Consider the following 15,101-nt stretch of genomic DNA (forward strand, 5'->3'; position numbering starts at 1 on the left):
CATCATTCTTGGAGGAACGCGTATGGCGTCCACTAACCAGAATCTAGACGTAGTACTGCGGGTCAACACGACGGGCTTCCGTACCGCAATGGCGGAGGCCAGCCGCCTGGCAACGCAGAATCTCAAGACACTGCGCGCGGAGGCCGAGCGGACGGCCGCCGCGCTGGCGCGCGTGCATGCGGCACCGGAGGGCGCAACGGGCAAGGCCGCGACAAAGGCAAAGGCCAACGTCGGCGGCGATGTGCTCGGCAGCGGCTTGAAGGAGCTTGGTAGCGGCCTGCTGACGGCCGCCGGTGGCCCATGGGGCATCGCCATCGCGTCGGTGCAGAAGCTGGGCGAAGCGTACCTGGACATGGTCAAGGCGTCCGAACGTGCGCGCAGCGAGTACAAGGAGCAGATGCAGTCGCTGCAGCAGATGTCGTTCTCGATGGACCAGGCCGGCCTGGGCATGGGCGCGGGCACGCTGCCCCTGGAGCAGGCGGTCGCCACGCTGCATGAGCAGGCCAGGGCGCTGCGCGAGCTGGAGGCACGCGAGAAGGCGCTGCAGGGCTCGGTCGTCCATTGGGAAGGCCGAGTGAGTCATGGCCAGCGATCGGGACGGGAAGGGGCGGGCCTGAGTGCAGCCTCGGACTACGCCGAGCTGGAGAAGGCCAGGGCGAACCTGGAAGCGTTCCAGGCGGAGGTCGCGCCGGTCCAGGAGAAGTTCCGTGGCCTGAAAGAAACGATCAGGGGCGCCCTCGACGAGAAGCTGTTCAATGCGATTGCCGCGGCCATCCAGAACGTGGACAACCAGACGCTTGACCAGCTCATCGCGTCTCTGGGTGCGACGCAATGGAACGCATTGAAGGCGACCGATGCCTTCAACGGCATGCTGGGCGCCATGCGCGGAGAGGCGTGGCGGGACGAGGTCGAGTGGATCCGGCTGACCCGTGGCGAGTACGCGGCCTGGATGGCTGAACGCGGCGCGGAGATCAACGCAAGGGGCGGCCCGGACAAGATGGACCCGGCCCAGCGCGCAGAGTTCAACAGGGATGCCGCGCGCAAGAAGGCCGACATCGAACGCAAGGCCCAGTTCCGCGAACAGCAGCAGGCCGCCCAGCAGTCGGTCAGGGGCGTGCACGAGCAGGCTGATGCGTACGCCGGGCTGATGGATCGCATCGAGAAGCAGATCGCCCAGGACCGGGTGCGGCAGAAGCTGAAGGAGGGGATGACAGAGGCGGAAAAGCTGCAGGTCACCCTCCTTGACGAGATGGAGCATGCCGAGAAGAAGCTCAGCGAGCAGAAGCAACTGCGGGTGAAGGCCTCGCTGGACGCCGCGGTGGCCCTGGCCAAGGAAGCGGCAGCCGCTGAAGCGTCGAAGAAGGCCCAGCAGGATCTGCTGAAGCTGCAGCGGGAGCTCCAGCAGGCGGCGCATGCACAGCAGCGCGGCAACGACCAGGCGCTGTTCGGCATCGGCCATGGCGCAGCGAGCGTGGATCGCATGCAACGCCGTTCCGCTCTGGATGAGGATCGGGACAATCGAAAGCGCGCGCTGGACGACGAGTCGCGTGGTGAGGACGGCAAGGTCATCGAGTCGGAGCGCTACAGAGCCCGGCTGGCCGAGCTCGATGCATTCCATGAACAGTCACTGCAACGCGAGGCAGAGTTCCAGGAGAACAAGAAGGCATACCAGTCCGATTGGAAGAACGGCGCAATGCGGGCGTTCGAGGACTATGCCGATGCCGCGGCCAATGCCGCCGAGTTGAGCCACGGCGTCTTCAGTAATGCACTGGGCGGGTTGGAAGACAGTCTGGTCAAGTTTGCCCAGACCGGAAAGCTGTCCTTCTCCGACCTCGCCGACTCGATCATCGCCGATCTGGCGCGCGTGGCAGCCAAACAGATGGTCAGTGGGCTGATCAGTTCGATCGGGCAGATGTTCGGGCCGAAGATCACCGGTTTTTCCATCGGCGGCTACACGGGCCCAGGGGGCAAGTACGAGCCGGCCGGCATCGTCCACAAGGGCGAGGGCGTGCTCAGCCAGGAAGACATGGCTGCGCTCGGCGGCCCATCGGCATTCTTCGCCCTGCGCACTTCGCTGCGAACCGGCAATGGCCTGTCCGGTGGTGATAGCGGGGGTTATGTGCAGGTACCGATCGCCCGTGCCGGCGAGGGTGGGATGAATGTGGAAATCAACAACTACGGCGAAAGCCGGGTCAACACCCGGGAAGAGCGGCAGCGCATGCCCGATGGCAGCGAAGTACGGCGGCTGGTGATCGACATCGTGGGCGACAGCCTCAACGGTGGTGAGCTGGGCGCCATTGGACGGGCCCGATACGGATGGACGGAGGCAGTGGGATGAGCAGTTGGCCAGAATATGCAGAAATCCGCTTTGCGGATTACGGCGAGGAGATCGTCGCTTCGGAAGAGCGGACCGAGATGGAGCGCGGCCCCAGCAAGATGCGCGCGCTCAACAGCCGGGTGATGAAGAACGTGTACGCCTCGGTGCAGTTCCGCACCGCGGCTGACGCCGAGGCATTCGAAGCGTGGTACCTGCACGATGTCGGTCGCGTCGGCTGGTTCACGATGGAGCACCCGCGGACCGGGCAGCCGATCAGCGCCCGCTTCCCGCAGGGCATCGGCCGCCTGGTGCCACTGAACACCCGGTTCCGCTTCTCCAAGCGCGATCTTGTACTGGAGTACATGCGATGAGTTCCTTCCATGAGCGCCGCCAGCGCCTGGCCGACACCCAGGGACCGCTGATGCTGTTGGAAGTGTCGGCGCCGTCGATGCCGGAGGTGTTGCGGATCGTCAACGACAACGTCAACTGGACCAGCAACGGCAGGGAGTTCATTGCCGCACCGTTCGGCTTCCAGCTTCCCGACGATGTCAGTGGACAGGCACCGCGCGCGCAGCTGGTGATCGACAACATCGGCCGCGCACTCACCGAGGACCTGGAAGGGCTTGCCCCCGGAGAGATGGTGACCGCACGGTTGATGCTGACCGATCGCGCCGATCCGGATGCCATCGAGGCCGAGTACGACCTGCCGATGACCCAGGTGTCGGTCAACACGCGCACGGTCAGTGCCCAGTGTGGTGTCGACTTCCTGATGCGCCAGCAGGCCGTGCTGCTGCATGCCAATCCGTTCACGCTGCCGGGAATCTTCTGATGCGCCTGGTCGACGTCGAGCGATGGGTGGGCATCCCCTATGACGAAGCAGCGTGCGACTGCGCCGACCTGGTGATGCAGGTGCAGCGGGCGCTGTTCGCCCGTGAAGTGGCACTGCCCGGACGCCGGCCGCGCGGGCGGCGCGGCTCGGCCGAGCTGGGCGCATTGTCGCGCGCGCAGGCGGTACCTCGCGAGGGCCCTCCACAGGACGGCGACCTGGTACTGATGATCGAACGCGGACAACACAACCCCGGCCACGCCGGGGTTTTCTTTTTCCTGGCTCATGAGGGCTGGGTCTTGCACAGCAACGAAACGAACGGCTGCAGCGTGCTGCACCGCGTTCGTGACCTGCCCGGATTTGGGCTGAGGATCGAGGGATACTACGCATGGAACTGACACCACAACCGGCGGTCGACGGCCGCCTCATCATCACCCCGCACCCGGTGCTGCTGGATGGCCAGCGCAACGTGCCGGTCGAACTGCGCCCGGGTGAAAGCCTGTACGCATTCCTCATGCGCCATGTAGACGGGCTCGATGGCCGCGCATGGCAGGTCTGCGTTGACGGGCTGGAGGTGCCGCGCGAGCAGTGGATGCACACGCGACCGCGCCATGGCCAGTTGATCGAAGTGCGCAGCGTGGTGGGCAAGGCGGTGATTCCGCTGGTGGCGATGATCGCGCTGACCTATTTCACCTTCGGCATCGGCACGCTGGTGGCCGGTTCCGCCTGGGGCGCAGGCGCCATCGCAGGCACGTACGGCACGCTGGCCGCATCCGCGGTCTACGTGGCCGGCAGCGTGCTGATCAACAAGGTTCTCACGCCGAAGCCGCCCAAGCCCGGTGGCGGCGGTGTCGCCGACACGGCGTATTCCCTGGCAGCGCCGCGCAACCGTGTGCGCGCCTATGAACCGCTGGGCCTGCTGTTCGGTTCCACGCGCCTCGCTCCGGACCTGATCAGCCGCCCCTATACCTGGTTCGAGGGCGATGAGCAGTACGTCGGCCTGACCCTCAGCCCGGGCATCAACGTTGGCCGGGTGGAGGCCCTGCAGAACGGTGATTCGGCGCTGTCCAGCTACGAAGGCGTGCGCACCTGGTTCCGCGGCTTCCCGCAGATGCCCGACGAAGCGATTCCGCTGTACAGCAACGCTGATGTGATTGAAGGCGCGCAGCTGCTCGATACCGGCAGCGATGCCAAGCACGTGGCCAGCCCGTGGGTGGAGCGCACCAGCTCCGCTGACTCTCTGCGCCTGCAGGTGAACATCGAGTTCCGGCTGTGGGATACCACGTCCAAGGGCAAGGACAAGGACAACCGCGAGCAGATCCAGATCCAGTACCGGCCGGTCGGCTCCGATGCCTGGCAGTCGTTCGGCAATTACAGCGTCGTGGGACGCACGCAGAAGGCGCGCCGCGTCAGCTACGGCCGCGACGTGGAGCTGGGCCAGTACGACGTGCGCGTACGCGTGGCCGGGCAGAACACCGATGGCAGTGGCGCGCAGGCGAATTTCACCTGGACCACGCTGGTCAGCGTGCAGCGCGACGACGCCAGCCATGCCGGCATTCCTGCCATCGGCCTGCAGATGAAGGCGTCCGGCCAGCTCAATGGCACCCCGGATGAGATCCGCTGCGTGGCTCATGCGCGACCGATTCCGGTGTGGAAGGGTGAAGCGGCCGGCTGGGTGACCGAGGAAACCAGCAACCCGGGCGCACAGATCCTGGCCTACGCGCGTGGCATCCATGATGAGAACGGCAAGCGCATCGCCGGCCTGGGCATGGCCGACCGGCGCATCGATATCGAAAGCCTGAAAGCCTTCATGCTGCACTGCGCGGACAACGCGCTGGGCTACGACTACTGGCTGACCGAGGTGCGCAGCCACCAGGCAGTGCTCGACGCCATCGCGCTGGCCGGCTTCGGCCAGGTGACCTGGGCCAAGGGCCGGCTGGGCGTGGCCTGGGCGGCCGATGAGCAGCCCCTGTCCGGCGTGGTCAACATGGCCACGATCAAGAAGGGCCAGTTCCAGGTCGATTACACCCTGGCCAACGCTGCCGACGGCATCGAGTACAGCTACCTGGACCGCCGCACCTGGAAGGCGGCGACGCTGCGCGTGCCGGCGCCGGGCGTGGAGGTGATGCTCAATCCGGCCAAGATCACCGGTGAGGGCGTCAGCTCCGAAGCCCATGCCGCGATGCTGGCGCGTTGGCATCTGGCGCAGAGCGTCTATCAATACAAGTCGATCAGCTACAGCACCGACATCGAGCACCTGGCCTACTCGCGGTTGTCGGTGCTGGCGTTGCAGCACGACCTTACCCAGTGGGGCTTCGGTGGCCGCCTGATCGATGCCGCCGTCGACGCTGCAGGCGTTGCCACGCTGCAACTGGACGAGACGGTCCCGGCACCTTCGCTGGGCAGTGCGTTCATCGGCCTGCGTATTCCAGGCGAGCGTGTCTACCGCGTACTGCGCGTGGTTCCGGGCGCTGAGCCAAGTGACAGGCTGGTGCTGGCCGATCCGTGGCCGGCAGATGCACCGCTGCCGGGCCACAACGACGGCAATCCTGCACACGACACGATCTGGATCTACGACTTCAAGCAGACGCCGGGTACCCGCGTGCGCGTGACCGGCATCCGCCCGGAAGGTGACCTGAAGGGCGCCGCTGTGGAGGTGGTGCAGGAGGGGCCCGAGTTCTGGCACTACGTGCGGACCGGGCAGTATGTGCCGCCGTCGAATGAATCCTCGCTGCAGACCCGGCCGGTGGCCAGCAATCTGAAGGTGGTCGAGCGCCAGGTCAGCCGGGGTGGCAGCGTGCATACCGAACTGCAGGCCAGCTTCGATATCAGTGGACCCACCGGCGAAACGCGGGTCCTGTCCGATCCAGACGGCAATGCCGCGCTGGAGGAAGTGGCACGCACCACCACGCGATCAGCGAGCTGGGCGATTCCCGGAGCGGGTACCTATCCGGTGGTCGTTCGTCCGTACAGCCCCGATGGCCGTGCCGGCGTTGCCGTGTCCACCCAGTACACCACGCTGGGTGCCGATGCGCCGCCGGTCCTGGTCGATCTGTTCGACATCGAAGAGCTCAGCGGTGGCGTGCGCCGGTATGTGTGGGGCTTCTCCGGCGACACCGTGCAGTCGGCTGATTTCGCCGGCGTGGAAATCCGCTATACCGCCGGCAGTATCGACAACCCGCTGTGGGAGCACATGACCCCGCTGGGCGATGCCGGTGGCTTCTTCACCTCCGCAATCGAAGCCGTATTGCCAGAGGCGGGCAGCTGGACGTTTGCGTGCCGCAGTCGCAACACCGCTGGCGTGCTGTCCGTCGGTGCCCGCTACCTGCGACGCTCGCTGGGGCGCAATACCGGGCAGACGCTGGAGGGAATCGGCGGTGTGGTCGAATCGGTCAAGCAGGACCTGGGCAAGGAAATCAACGCCCGCATCGACAGCGACCTGGCCGCCGCCACCCGTGCAGCCGAGGCGCTGCGTAGCGAATCGCTGCGCCTGCAGGACCAGATCACCGCCAGCGCCCAACGACTTGCCGGCCAGGCCGAACGGCTGGACCAGCAGGCGCAGGCGCTCAAGGCGAACACCGATGGCCTGGCGCGCGAAGTGCTGGACCGTGCTGCCGGCGATCTGAATACCCGCACCGAGCTGACCACGGCGGTGACCCGCGAAACCAGCGAGCGCCGGTCGGATGTGGAGAACCTGACCCGCATGGTGAGCCAGCTGTCGGCAGGCAGTGGCGTGCAGTTCGACAGCAAGCGCATCTGGTACTTCGACAGCAGCGTGGAAGGTTGGGGCGCGAATGGCGGCAGTCCAACGCTGGTGGAGGGCTGGCTGCGCCCGGCCAACCATGCCAGCGACGCCTTCGTGACGAGCCCGCGCGGCCAGGATGTCCAGGGCGCGGCGCACCGCTTCGTCAAGCTGCGCATCCGCAAGGTGGGCAGTCCTGCCTGGGACGGGCGCCTGCTGTGGAATGGTCCCGGCCAGTCGTGGGACAACGCACGCATGGTGCAGTTCGCGGAGCCAAGCTATGACAGCAACGGCATCGCGACGCTGGACGTGGACAACATTCCATGGAACGGGACCATCGTCGACCAGATCCGCCTGGATCTGTCCAAGGCGCAGACCGATGCCGACTACTTCCTGCTGGACTGGGTGGCGATCGGCCGCCCGACGCCGGGTGCGTCGGTGGCCATGTTGCAGGACGAAGCCACTGCACGCGTCGCAGCAGACAGCAGCGAAGCGGGCCGGCGCGAGTCGCTGGCCGTGCAGTTGCGCGGCAGCTACGAGGGCGGTGACCTGGCAGGGGTCAGCCAGGGCCTGATCGCGGCCGAGAAGACCGCACGGCTGAGTGGCGACCAGGTCAACGCGCAGTCGATCCAGGCACTCCAGGCACGGATGCCGGCAGGCACCGGCGCGCTGGCCACCAGTGCCAGTGTCAGCAGCCTGCAGCAGGCGATGGTGACCGCTGACACCGCGCTGGGGCGGCGCGTGGACAGCCTCGATGCCACGATGGGGGACAAGATCGGATCCAGCGCCTTCAATGCGTTGAAGACCGAAGTCGGGCAGCTCGATGGCCGGGTTACCAGCAGCAGCCAGGACCTGGTGCAGCTGAAGAGTCGCATGGAAGCGGTGATGGGCGCGGGCAGCAACCTCGCGCTCAATGGCGACTTCAACCTGGGCGCTGGCACCGGCTGGACGTTCTTCAACACCACCGCAGCATCGGTGGTGCGCGAGGGCCGCGGCAACAGCCTGTGCTGGAAGGCGGAGCCCTATGCGGGCGGAAGCAATACGGTGGTCAGCGCCGCGGTCAATGAGGGGCGCGTCATCACCCTGACCGCCGGCCGTCGCTATCGAGTGTCGTGCTGGACGCGGACCAGCGAGGACTTCGACGGCACCGCCGACAATACCAAGCTGCGCGTCGCCGACCACAACGGCAACCTGATGGGCGGCGCCACGCAGTCGTTCCCGAAATCGGTGGACTGGGTCAAGACCGAGACCTTCGTGACGTTGCCGCCTACCGGCACGGTGCAGGGCATCAAGGTCACGATCAATCGCAATGGCACGGCCGGCACGTTGTGGCTGGACGATCTGTGGGTGGAGGATGTGACCGATGTCGACGCGAACGCTGCGGCGGTCAGTGGCCTGTCGACCAGGGTGGAACAGATCGATGGCAAGCTGAGCAGTGCCGCCGAGGACGTCACCCGGCTGGCCTCGGGCATCGGCAACATGGTGGCCTACAACATCATCGCCAACGCACATATCCTCGCCTGGCCCACCGGTGGCCCCCGAGCATCGGGTGTGTACCGTGCCAATGGCAGCATCGTGCCGGGCATGGGCGCCAACCGGGGGCTGCGGGTGGGCATCATCAATGCGGACAACAGCATCACCGATACGGCGGTGTTCGATACCCATGGCAATCTGCAGAGCGAGTCGGCCCGCTTCAACACCTGGTACGACCAGACGCTGAAGGACAACCAGTACTTCATTGCCTATACGTCCGATGCAGTGGGGGCGATCAGTAGTGCCAGCAACAGCGACACCAGTGGCCTGCGCACCCGCCTGCTGGACGCGGGCCTGTCACAGGAAAACCTGGCGGCCCTGTCGGGGTCGCGGATGCTGGTGATGATCGGGCGGCGCAGGAGTGGTGCCGGCGGTGGCAGGCAGATCCTGTCGCCCTTGCCGGAGACCGGCCGTACTGGCATGTGGGTGGAAATGACCGTCACCGTGCTCAATGGCGTGCCGACCGGATCGCAGGATTCGTCGATGCTCGATCGTACGGCGCGGAGCAATGCGGACGCCTTGACCGGGCTGCGCACCGACGTCAGCAAGCTCGGTACCGACCTGGTGTCCGCCGCCGACAGCCTGACCAGCCTGACCGCGCGGGTCGACACCTCGGTGACCAGCAGCGACAACGTGCTGCGCAACAGTAACTTTGCTGGCAGTGCCGCCTGGTGGACGCTGACCCGTACCGTGTCGGCCAACACCGTGGAGTGGGTGAAGGCATCGGGCCAGAGTGGTGATGCGTTGCTGATGACGCATGGGCCGCAGGCCGGGCAGAACCCCTTCATCACGGCCAATGACGCGCGGTGGTTGCCGGTGGTTGCGGGGCGGTCGCGCCGGTACCGACTGGTGATGGTGGCTCGCGCCTTTGATGAAGCCACGGCGACCCTGGTCTGCCGGTTGCGCGTGCGAACCACGGGTACAGGCGAAAGCCATGCCGACGTGACGCTGAACCTGTCCGATGCGTCCTGGAAAACCTACACGGCCGAATGGTCTGCCGCGCAGGATCGCAACGAGATCATGCCGCAGGTGCATCTGACCAACGCCGGCGGCAAGGTGCTGTTCGACCGGATCGAGTTCTACGACATCACCGATGCGCAGGACATCGCCGGCAACGCGACGGCCATCGCCAACCTGCGCAGCGACGTGGTGCAGCTGGGCGATCGTGTCACCAGCAGTGCGTCCAGTGTGCTCAAGCTGCAGTCGGACGTGCAGTCGGTCCTCAATGGCAGCGACAGCCTGTTCCCGCTGGGTGCGTTCGAAACGTTCCAGGATGGCCAGCTGCTGGGCAGTGCGGCGGGCACGATCTACACCGTCCGCGCCGATGCTCGCCGGACCGGTGAGCGCGGTCTGGATGTGAACGTTGCGGCCAACACCAGCCCGAACACCAATGCGGACCTGTACTTCGGGCAGTGGACCCCCATCACCGGCAATCGCCGCATCTATGTGGAGTACTACGCCCGCCTGCATCCGGACAGTATCCAGCCGACCGGTGGTTCCATCCGGGTGGGCTGGCAGACCACCAACGAAGCCAACGCGGAGAATTCGTGGCCCTTGCAGGCTTACGCACTGGCCTCGCTGCGCAAGGATGGCTGGACCAAGGTCAGCGGCTACCTGAACACCGCCGCGTCTGCGGCGAAGTGGCGGATGCTGGTCAGCATTCCGGGAGGAAGTGGTGCGCGCGAAGTGGGCGTGCGCGTGCAGGTGGACGACATCCGCATGATCGATGTCACCGACGCCTACGCCGCGCAGCAGAGCGCCGCTGCCACGGCCACCGCGGTGACCGCGCTGACCACCAAAGTCGATCAGCAGGGCACGAAGGTCGACGCGCAGGCGCAGCAGCTCACCGACCTGTCCAGCGGGCTGAAGGGCGTGCTCAACACCGGAAGCGGCCTGCTGCCCAATCCCGACTTCGCCGAAGGGCTGGGGGGGTGGACGGCATCGGCGGCGGCCAATGGGGCGGTGTGGAGTACGGTCAACGGCGACGGACGCCCAGGTGTGCTGCTCAACCGCTACACGAACGTGAATCCGACCCTGCAGGCCAACGGTGGCAAATGGGTGCCGATCAACGGCGCGCGCCGCCTGCGGGTGATCGTCCGCGCCTGCGGTGCTGGCGGCGCCAACAATCTGCTGGTGCGGATATATCGCAAGAATGCGGCAGGCCAGCAGTCCTACCAGGATCTGCGTGCCGTGTTCGCGGTGGAGGCGTTCGAGACCCGATCGTTCGACTTCGATGCCTTCAACAGCGGCATCGATGCCTGGCGCTTGAACCTCTATGTTCATCCCGACAACGGTCAGGTGCGGGTGGACAGCGTCCAGGTCTATGACATCACCGACCAGGTGGCCAACGATGCCAATGCCTCGGCCATCACGGGGCTGAGCACCTCGGTAAGCCAGCAGGGCACCAAGCTGGACACCACCGCGCGTGACCTGACCCAGCTCAAGACCCAGGTGGGCGATGTATCGGCCAGCGGCTTCTCGCAGCTGAACAGCCAGGTCAGCCAGCAGGGTACGCAACTGACCGCGCTGTCCGGGCGGATCGATGGCGTGCAGGCCTCACTGGGTGGCAAGGCGGATGCAGCCGTGGTCACCAGCATGCAGGCACAGGTCAAGAATCTGGGCGCCGGTGGCAACCTGCTGATGAACACCACGTTCCCCTTCTGGCAGCGCTCGGGGTGGGGCTGGGGCAGTAATCCGAACGGGCGGTGGACCGAACTGGGCAACCCCACCGGCGATGACAACTGGCATCCGCAGGGGATCTTCGGGCTGGGCGCGGTGACGCCCGGCGTCGTCGCAGCAGGCGAAATGGCATGGTGGGGAACCGAGTACGACATCGCCATCGAAGGCGGCAAGACCTATTGCGCGTCCGCCTGGATCAATACCCATCGCGTGGAAGCCAAGCTGGAGATGACGTTCTTCGATGCGGCCGGCAATCACCTGGGGCTGGTGCACAGCCCGGGCGTGAGGAGCGATACCGGAACCCCGATCACGCTCGACCGCTTGACGCGCACGTTCCTGATCACCAAGGCGCCCGCCACGGCGACCTTCGCTCGCTTTCGCGTGATCGTGATCGGCACCGGTGGAAACACGCCCTATTTCTGGATGTTCCGCCCGATGCTCAGCCAGGTGGACGCGGCAGCAACCGCCCCGCCCACCTGGTCGGCCGGAGGCACCGAGTCTTCTGCGCAGTGGTCGGTCAACGTCCGTGCAGATGGCCGGGTAGGGGGCGTGCAACTGGCGTCCAGCGGCCAGGTCTCGCGATTCGATGTGGTGGCCGACGCGTTCAGTGTCAGTGCCCCCGGTGGCGGGCGTCGTACCGAGTACAGCGATGGCAACTGGCGGGTCTATGACGAAGCCGGACGCCTGCGCGTGCGCATGGGCGTGTGGTGACCCGTGCACCTGCCCGTCGCGGTGGGTGCCCTGCATGAAAACCGTTCGGGCCGCCGGTGGATGCGGCCCTTTTTTTGGAGATCCAACATGAAGTTCAACGCACGTCTTGTCCTGCTGACCCGCGCAGTGGAGCAGTCGGGGGTGGTCAATCTGCATTTCCGGCCGGAGGGCGAGAACCTTCTTCCGCAGATGGTGATCCCGGTATCGCCGCTGGATGCGTATGCCTTGAAGTTCGGGGCACTGTACCGGTTCGAGGCGATCGAGGTGGAAGAAGCGCTGCCCATTGAAACAGCCGCTGGCTGAGACCGGGCGGTTGCAGTGGTGCTGGATATGACCGGGTACTGACCCTTCACGGGCCAGGCGCCGCAGGCGGCAGCGGCGATTCAGGGCGCTGGCCCGAAGCCCGGTATACTGGCGCCCTTTCAGGCCCCGGCCCCCAGGTACCCCTGCCATGCCGGCAGGGGCCCAGGCCCCCAGAGTCCCGCGATTCCATGTCCCAGCTGAACCCCAAAGTCGGCTTCGTCAGCCTTGGCTGCCCGAAGGCCCTCGTCGATTCCGAGCGCATCCTCACCCAGCTCCGCTCGGAAGGCTACGACATCGTCCCGTCCTACGATTCGGCCGACGTGGTGGTGGTCAACACCTGTGGCTTCATCGATTCGGCGGTGACCGAGTCGCTGGATGCCATTGGCGAGGCGATGAACCAGAACGGCAAGGTCATCGTCACCGGCTGCCTGGGCAAGCGCCCTGAGCAGATCCGCGAGGCGTACCCCAACGTGCTGGCGGTGTCCGGCCCGCAGGATTATCAGAGCGTGATGGAAGCGGTGCATGAAGCACTGCCGCCCAAGCACGATCCGTTCGTGGACCTGGTGCCCGACTACGGCATCAAGCTGACCCCGCGCCATTACGCCTACCTGAAGATTTCCGAAGGCTGCAACCACACGTGCAGCTTCTGCATCATTCCGTCGATGCGCGGCAAGCTGGTCTCGCGCCCGGTGGATGAGGTGCTGCGCGAAGCCGAGCGCCTGGTGCGTGGTGGCGTGCGTGAGCTGCTGGTGGTTTCGCAGGACACCTCTGCCTACGGCGTGGACGTGAAGTACGCCGAGAAGATGTGGCGCGACAAGGCCTACCAGACCCGCCTGAAGGCGCTGTGCGAAGGCCTGTCCGAGCTGGATGCGTGGGTGCGCATGCACTACGTCTACCCGTATCCGCACGTGGACGAAGTGGTGCCGCTGATGGCCGAGAACCGCATCCTGCCGTACCTGGACATCCCGTTCCAGCATGCGAGTCCGCGCATCCTGCGCCTGATGAAGCGCCCCGGTGCGGTCGAGAAGACCCTGGAGCGCGTGCAGAACTGGCGCCGTATCGCGCCGGACATCACCGTGCGTTCGACCTTCATCGTCGGCTTCCCGGGCGAGACCGAGTCCGAGTTCGAAGAACTGCTGTCGTTCCTCGACGAAGCGCAGCTGGATCGCGTGGGCGCGTTCGCCTATTCGCCGGTCGAGGGGGCCACCGCCAACGATCTGCCCGATGCTGTGCCGGAGGAAGTGAAGCAGGAGCGTCTGGCCCGCTTCATGGAGAAGCAGGCGCAGATCTCCGCCGCACGCCTGGAGGCCAAGATCGGCACCGTGCAGCAGTGCCTGGTCGACGCCATCGAAGGCGATATCGCCGTGGCCCGTTCCAGGGCCGATGCGCCGGAGATCGACGGACTGGTGCACATCCAGAACGCCGACCAGGTGCCGCTGCGCGTGGGCGACTTCGTCGACGTGGAAATCACCGAGAGCGACGAGCACGACCTGTACGGTGACGCGCTGCCCGCCGCTCCCCGCCCGGCATTCGACCTCAAGATGCTGTGACCGCAGCGACGACCGCCGCCAATGACGGGGGCGGCGTCCGGCGCTTCGTACCGCCGCCACGTGCGGCGATCGATCCGCAGGTGTTCGCGCAGCCGCTGTTTGCCGGGCTGCAGGATTTCCGTGATCTGCTGGATGGCCCCCACTGGCCGTCCATCGCGGCGCTTGACGCACGCCTGTCCCTGCCGGGTTGGCAGCTGGTCGAACAGGATGCCGCGTTGCTGGCCGATGGCCTGCACTACGAGGCCCGCATCGCGCAGGGGCGCATCGCCACCCGTGCCGACAACTGGCACGACCTGTTCAACGCGCTGGTGTGGGCCTCCCACCCGCAGCTCAAGCGGGCACTCAACGTGCAGCAGTGCCGGCATATCGAAGCCATGCCACCCGGCCAGCGCAACCGCGCGCAGGCCGCCTTGACCCAGTTCGACGAAACCGGCGTGATCGTGCGTGTGGGGGATGTCACGTTGCTGCGCGCGTGGGATGGGCATGACTGGCCTGCGTTGTTCGAGCCAACGCGCTGGCAGAGCGGTGACATCGCCATTGCCACGGTATTCGGGCACGCGTTGATGGAACAGGCACTGCTGCCGGGGCGATTGCTGGTGGGCAAGTGCGTGGTGGTGCAGGGTGATGCCGATGCTGCCTGCGTTGACGCGGTGACTGCGGCCATTGCCGAAGGCAGGGCAGTGACCGATCCGCTGCAGCTGCGGCCCCTGCCGTTGGCCGGTGTTCCTGGCTGGCACGGCGTGCACGATTCCGCCTTCTATCGCAATGCCGGGTATTTCCGCCCGTTGCGCGCAGGGCGCACATACCCGCCGCCGTTGTAGAGCCGAGCCCATGCTCGGCTGCGTTTGCCCATCAGACGAGCATGGGCTCGGCTCTACAACGGCAGCGAGGTCGGGCATGACTCGACTCTACAACGGCGCGTACTCCACCCCGATCACCGCAAAGGTGAATTGCCCGCCGGGCAGCTCCACCGAGAATTCATCATCCAGTCGCTTCTTCAGCAGCGCCCGCGCCAACGGCGAATCGATGCTGATCCAGCCCAGCCCGGCATCGGTCTCATCCGGCCCGACAATGCGATAGCGGCTGGTCTCGCCACTGTCCACATTCTCCAGTTCCACCCATGCGCCGAAGAACACCGCCAGCGGGTCGGTCGGCGTGGTGTCGACCACGCGCAGTGATTCCAGCCGCTTGGTCAGGTAGCGCACGCGACGGTCGATCTCGCCCAGCTGCTTCTTGCGATAGGTGTATTCAGCGTTCTCGGAGCGGTCACCTTCCGCGGCGGCCGCGGCCAGTGCCTTCACCACCTCCGGGCGGCGCACGCGCCACAGCTCATCCAGTTCGGCCTTCAGCCGGGCATGCCCGGAGGCGGTGATCAGGGCCGTGCTTTTTTCTGCGGGGGGACGCCAACGCGACATGCAATACGACTTCTTTTCTGGATGA

The 15,101-nt window shown here is 66.1% G+C and carries 9 protein-coding genes; 8 read left to right on the top strand and 1 reads right to left on the bottom strand.

Annotated features, from left to right (window positions below):
- The first annotated feature begins 22 nt into the window (after positions 1 to 22).
- From AC5P56_RS05835 to AC5P56_RS05870, 8 genes are all read left to right on the top strand, one after another.
- Complete coding sequence (locus AC5P56_RS05835) at positions 23 to 2,338, top strand: phage tail tape measure protein (RefSeq protein ID WP_069116152.1); 2,316 nt, start codon at positions 23 to 25, stop codon at positions 2,336 to 2,338.
- A complete protein-coding gene (locus AC5P56_RS05840; RefSeq protein WP_014647906.1) occupies positions 2,335 to 2,688 on the top strand; it encodes a hypothetical protein in 354 nt (117 codons plus the stop codon). The genes AC5P56_RS05835 and AC5P56_RS05840 overlap by 4 nt, the downstream gene beginning before the upstream one ends.
- Positions 2,685 to 3,146, top strand: a complete 462-nt coding sequence (locus AC5P56_RS05845) for a DUF1833 family protein (RefSeq protein WP_014037987.1) — start codon at positions 2,685 to 2,687, stop codon at positions 3,144 to 3,146. Before AC5P56_RS05840 ends, AC5P56_RS05845 begins: the two co-directional genes overlap by 4 nt.
- A complete protein-coding gene (locus tag AC5P56_RS05850) occupies positions 3,146 to 3,541 on the top strand; it encodes a hypothetical protein (protein WP_014647904.1) in 396 nt (131 codons plus the stop codon). The genes AC5P56_RS05845 and AC5P56_RS05850 overlap by 1 nt, the downstream gene beginning before the upstream one ends.
- Positions 3,532 to 11,808 carry a host specificity factor TipJ family phage tail protein gene (locus AC5P56_RS05855; RefSeq protein ID WP_495231490.1) on the top strand — a complete coding sequence of 2,759 codons (8,277 nt, stop codon included), beginning with the start codon at positions 3,532 to 3,534 and terminating at the stop codon, positions 11,806 to 11,808. Before AC5P56_RS05850 ends, AC5P56_RS05855 begins: the two co-directional genes overlap by 10 nt.
- Before the next feature lie 87 nt (positions 11,809 to 11,895).
- Complete coding sequence (locus AC5P56_RS05860) at positions 11,896 to 12,111, top strand: hypothetical protein (protein WP_069116148.1); 216 nt, start codon at positions 11,896 to 11,898, stop codon at positions 12,109 to 12,111.
- 188 nt (positions 12,112 to 12,299) lie between these two features.
- The gene (gene rimO, locus AC5P56_RS05865; protein ID WP_495231491.1) at positions 12,300 to 13,661 is read left to right on the top strand and encodes a 30S ribosomal protein S12 methylthiotransferase RimO; all 1,362 of its coding nucleotides are present in this window, start codon (positions 12,300 to 12,302) and stop codon (positions 13,659 to 13,661) included.
- The gene (locus AC5P56_RS05870; RefSeq protein ID WP_197605850.1) at positions 13,658 to 14,482 is read left to right on the top strand and encodes a DUF3025 domain-containing protein; all 825 of its coding nucleotides are present in this window, start codon (positions 13,658 to 13,660) and stop codon (positions 14,480 to 14,482) included. Before rimO ends, AC5P56_RS05870 begins: the two co-directional genes overlap by 4 nt.
- An 87-nt stretch (positions 14,483 to 14,569) precedes the next feature.
- Here AC5P56_RS05870 and greB read toward each other — a convergent pair whose 3' ends face one another.
- Entirely contained in the window at positions 14,570 to 15,076 is a 507-nt protein-coding gene (gene greB / locus AC5P56_RS05875; RefSeq protein WP_014647900.1) for a transcription elongation factor GreB, read from the bottom strand.
- Between the last annotated feature and the right edge of the window lie 25 nt (positions 15,077 to 15,101).

The organism is Stenotrophomonas sp. YJH_SMC_131 (genome assembly GCF_059367975.1).

Coding starts and splice junctions, on each gene's coding strand:
- AC5P56_RS05835 (WP_069116152.1), top strand. CDS start 23: ATGGCGTCCACTAACCAGAATCTAGACGTAGTACTGCGGGTCAACACG.
- AC5P56_RS05840 (WP_014647906.1), top strand. CDS start 2,335: ATGAGCAGTTGGCCAGAATATGCAGAAATCCGCTTTGCGGATTACGGC.
- AC5P56_RS05845 (WP_014037987.1), top strand. CDS start 2,685: ATGAGTTCCTTCCATGAGCGCCGCCAGCGCCTGGCCGACACCCAGGGA.
- AC5P56_RS05850 (WP_014647904.1), top strand. CDS start 3,146: ATGCGCCTGGTCGACGTCGAGCGATGGGTGGGCATCCCCTATGACGAA.
- AC5P56_RS05855 (WP_495231490.1), top strand. CDS start 3,532: ATGGAACTGACACCACAACCGGCGGTCGACGGCCGCCTCATCATCACC.
- AC5P56_RS05860 (WP_069116148.1), top strand. CDS start 11,896: ATGAAGTTCAACGCACGTCTTGTCCTGCTGACCCGCGCAGTGGAGCAG.
- rimO (WP_495231491.1), top strand. CDS start 12,300: ATGTCCCAGCTGAACCCCAAAGTCGGCTTCGTCAGCCTTGGCTGCCCG.
- greB (WP_014647900.1), bottom strand. CDS start 15,076: ATGTCGCGTTGGCGTCCCCCCGCAGAAAAAAGCACGGCCCTGATCACC.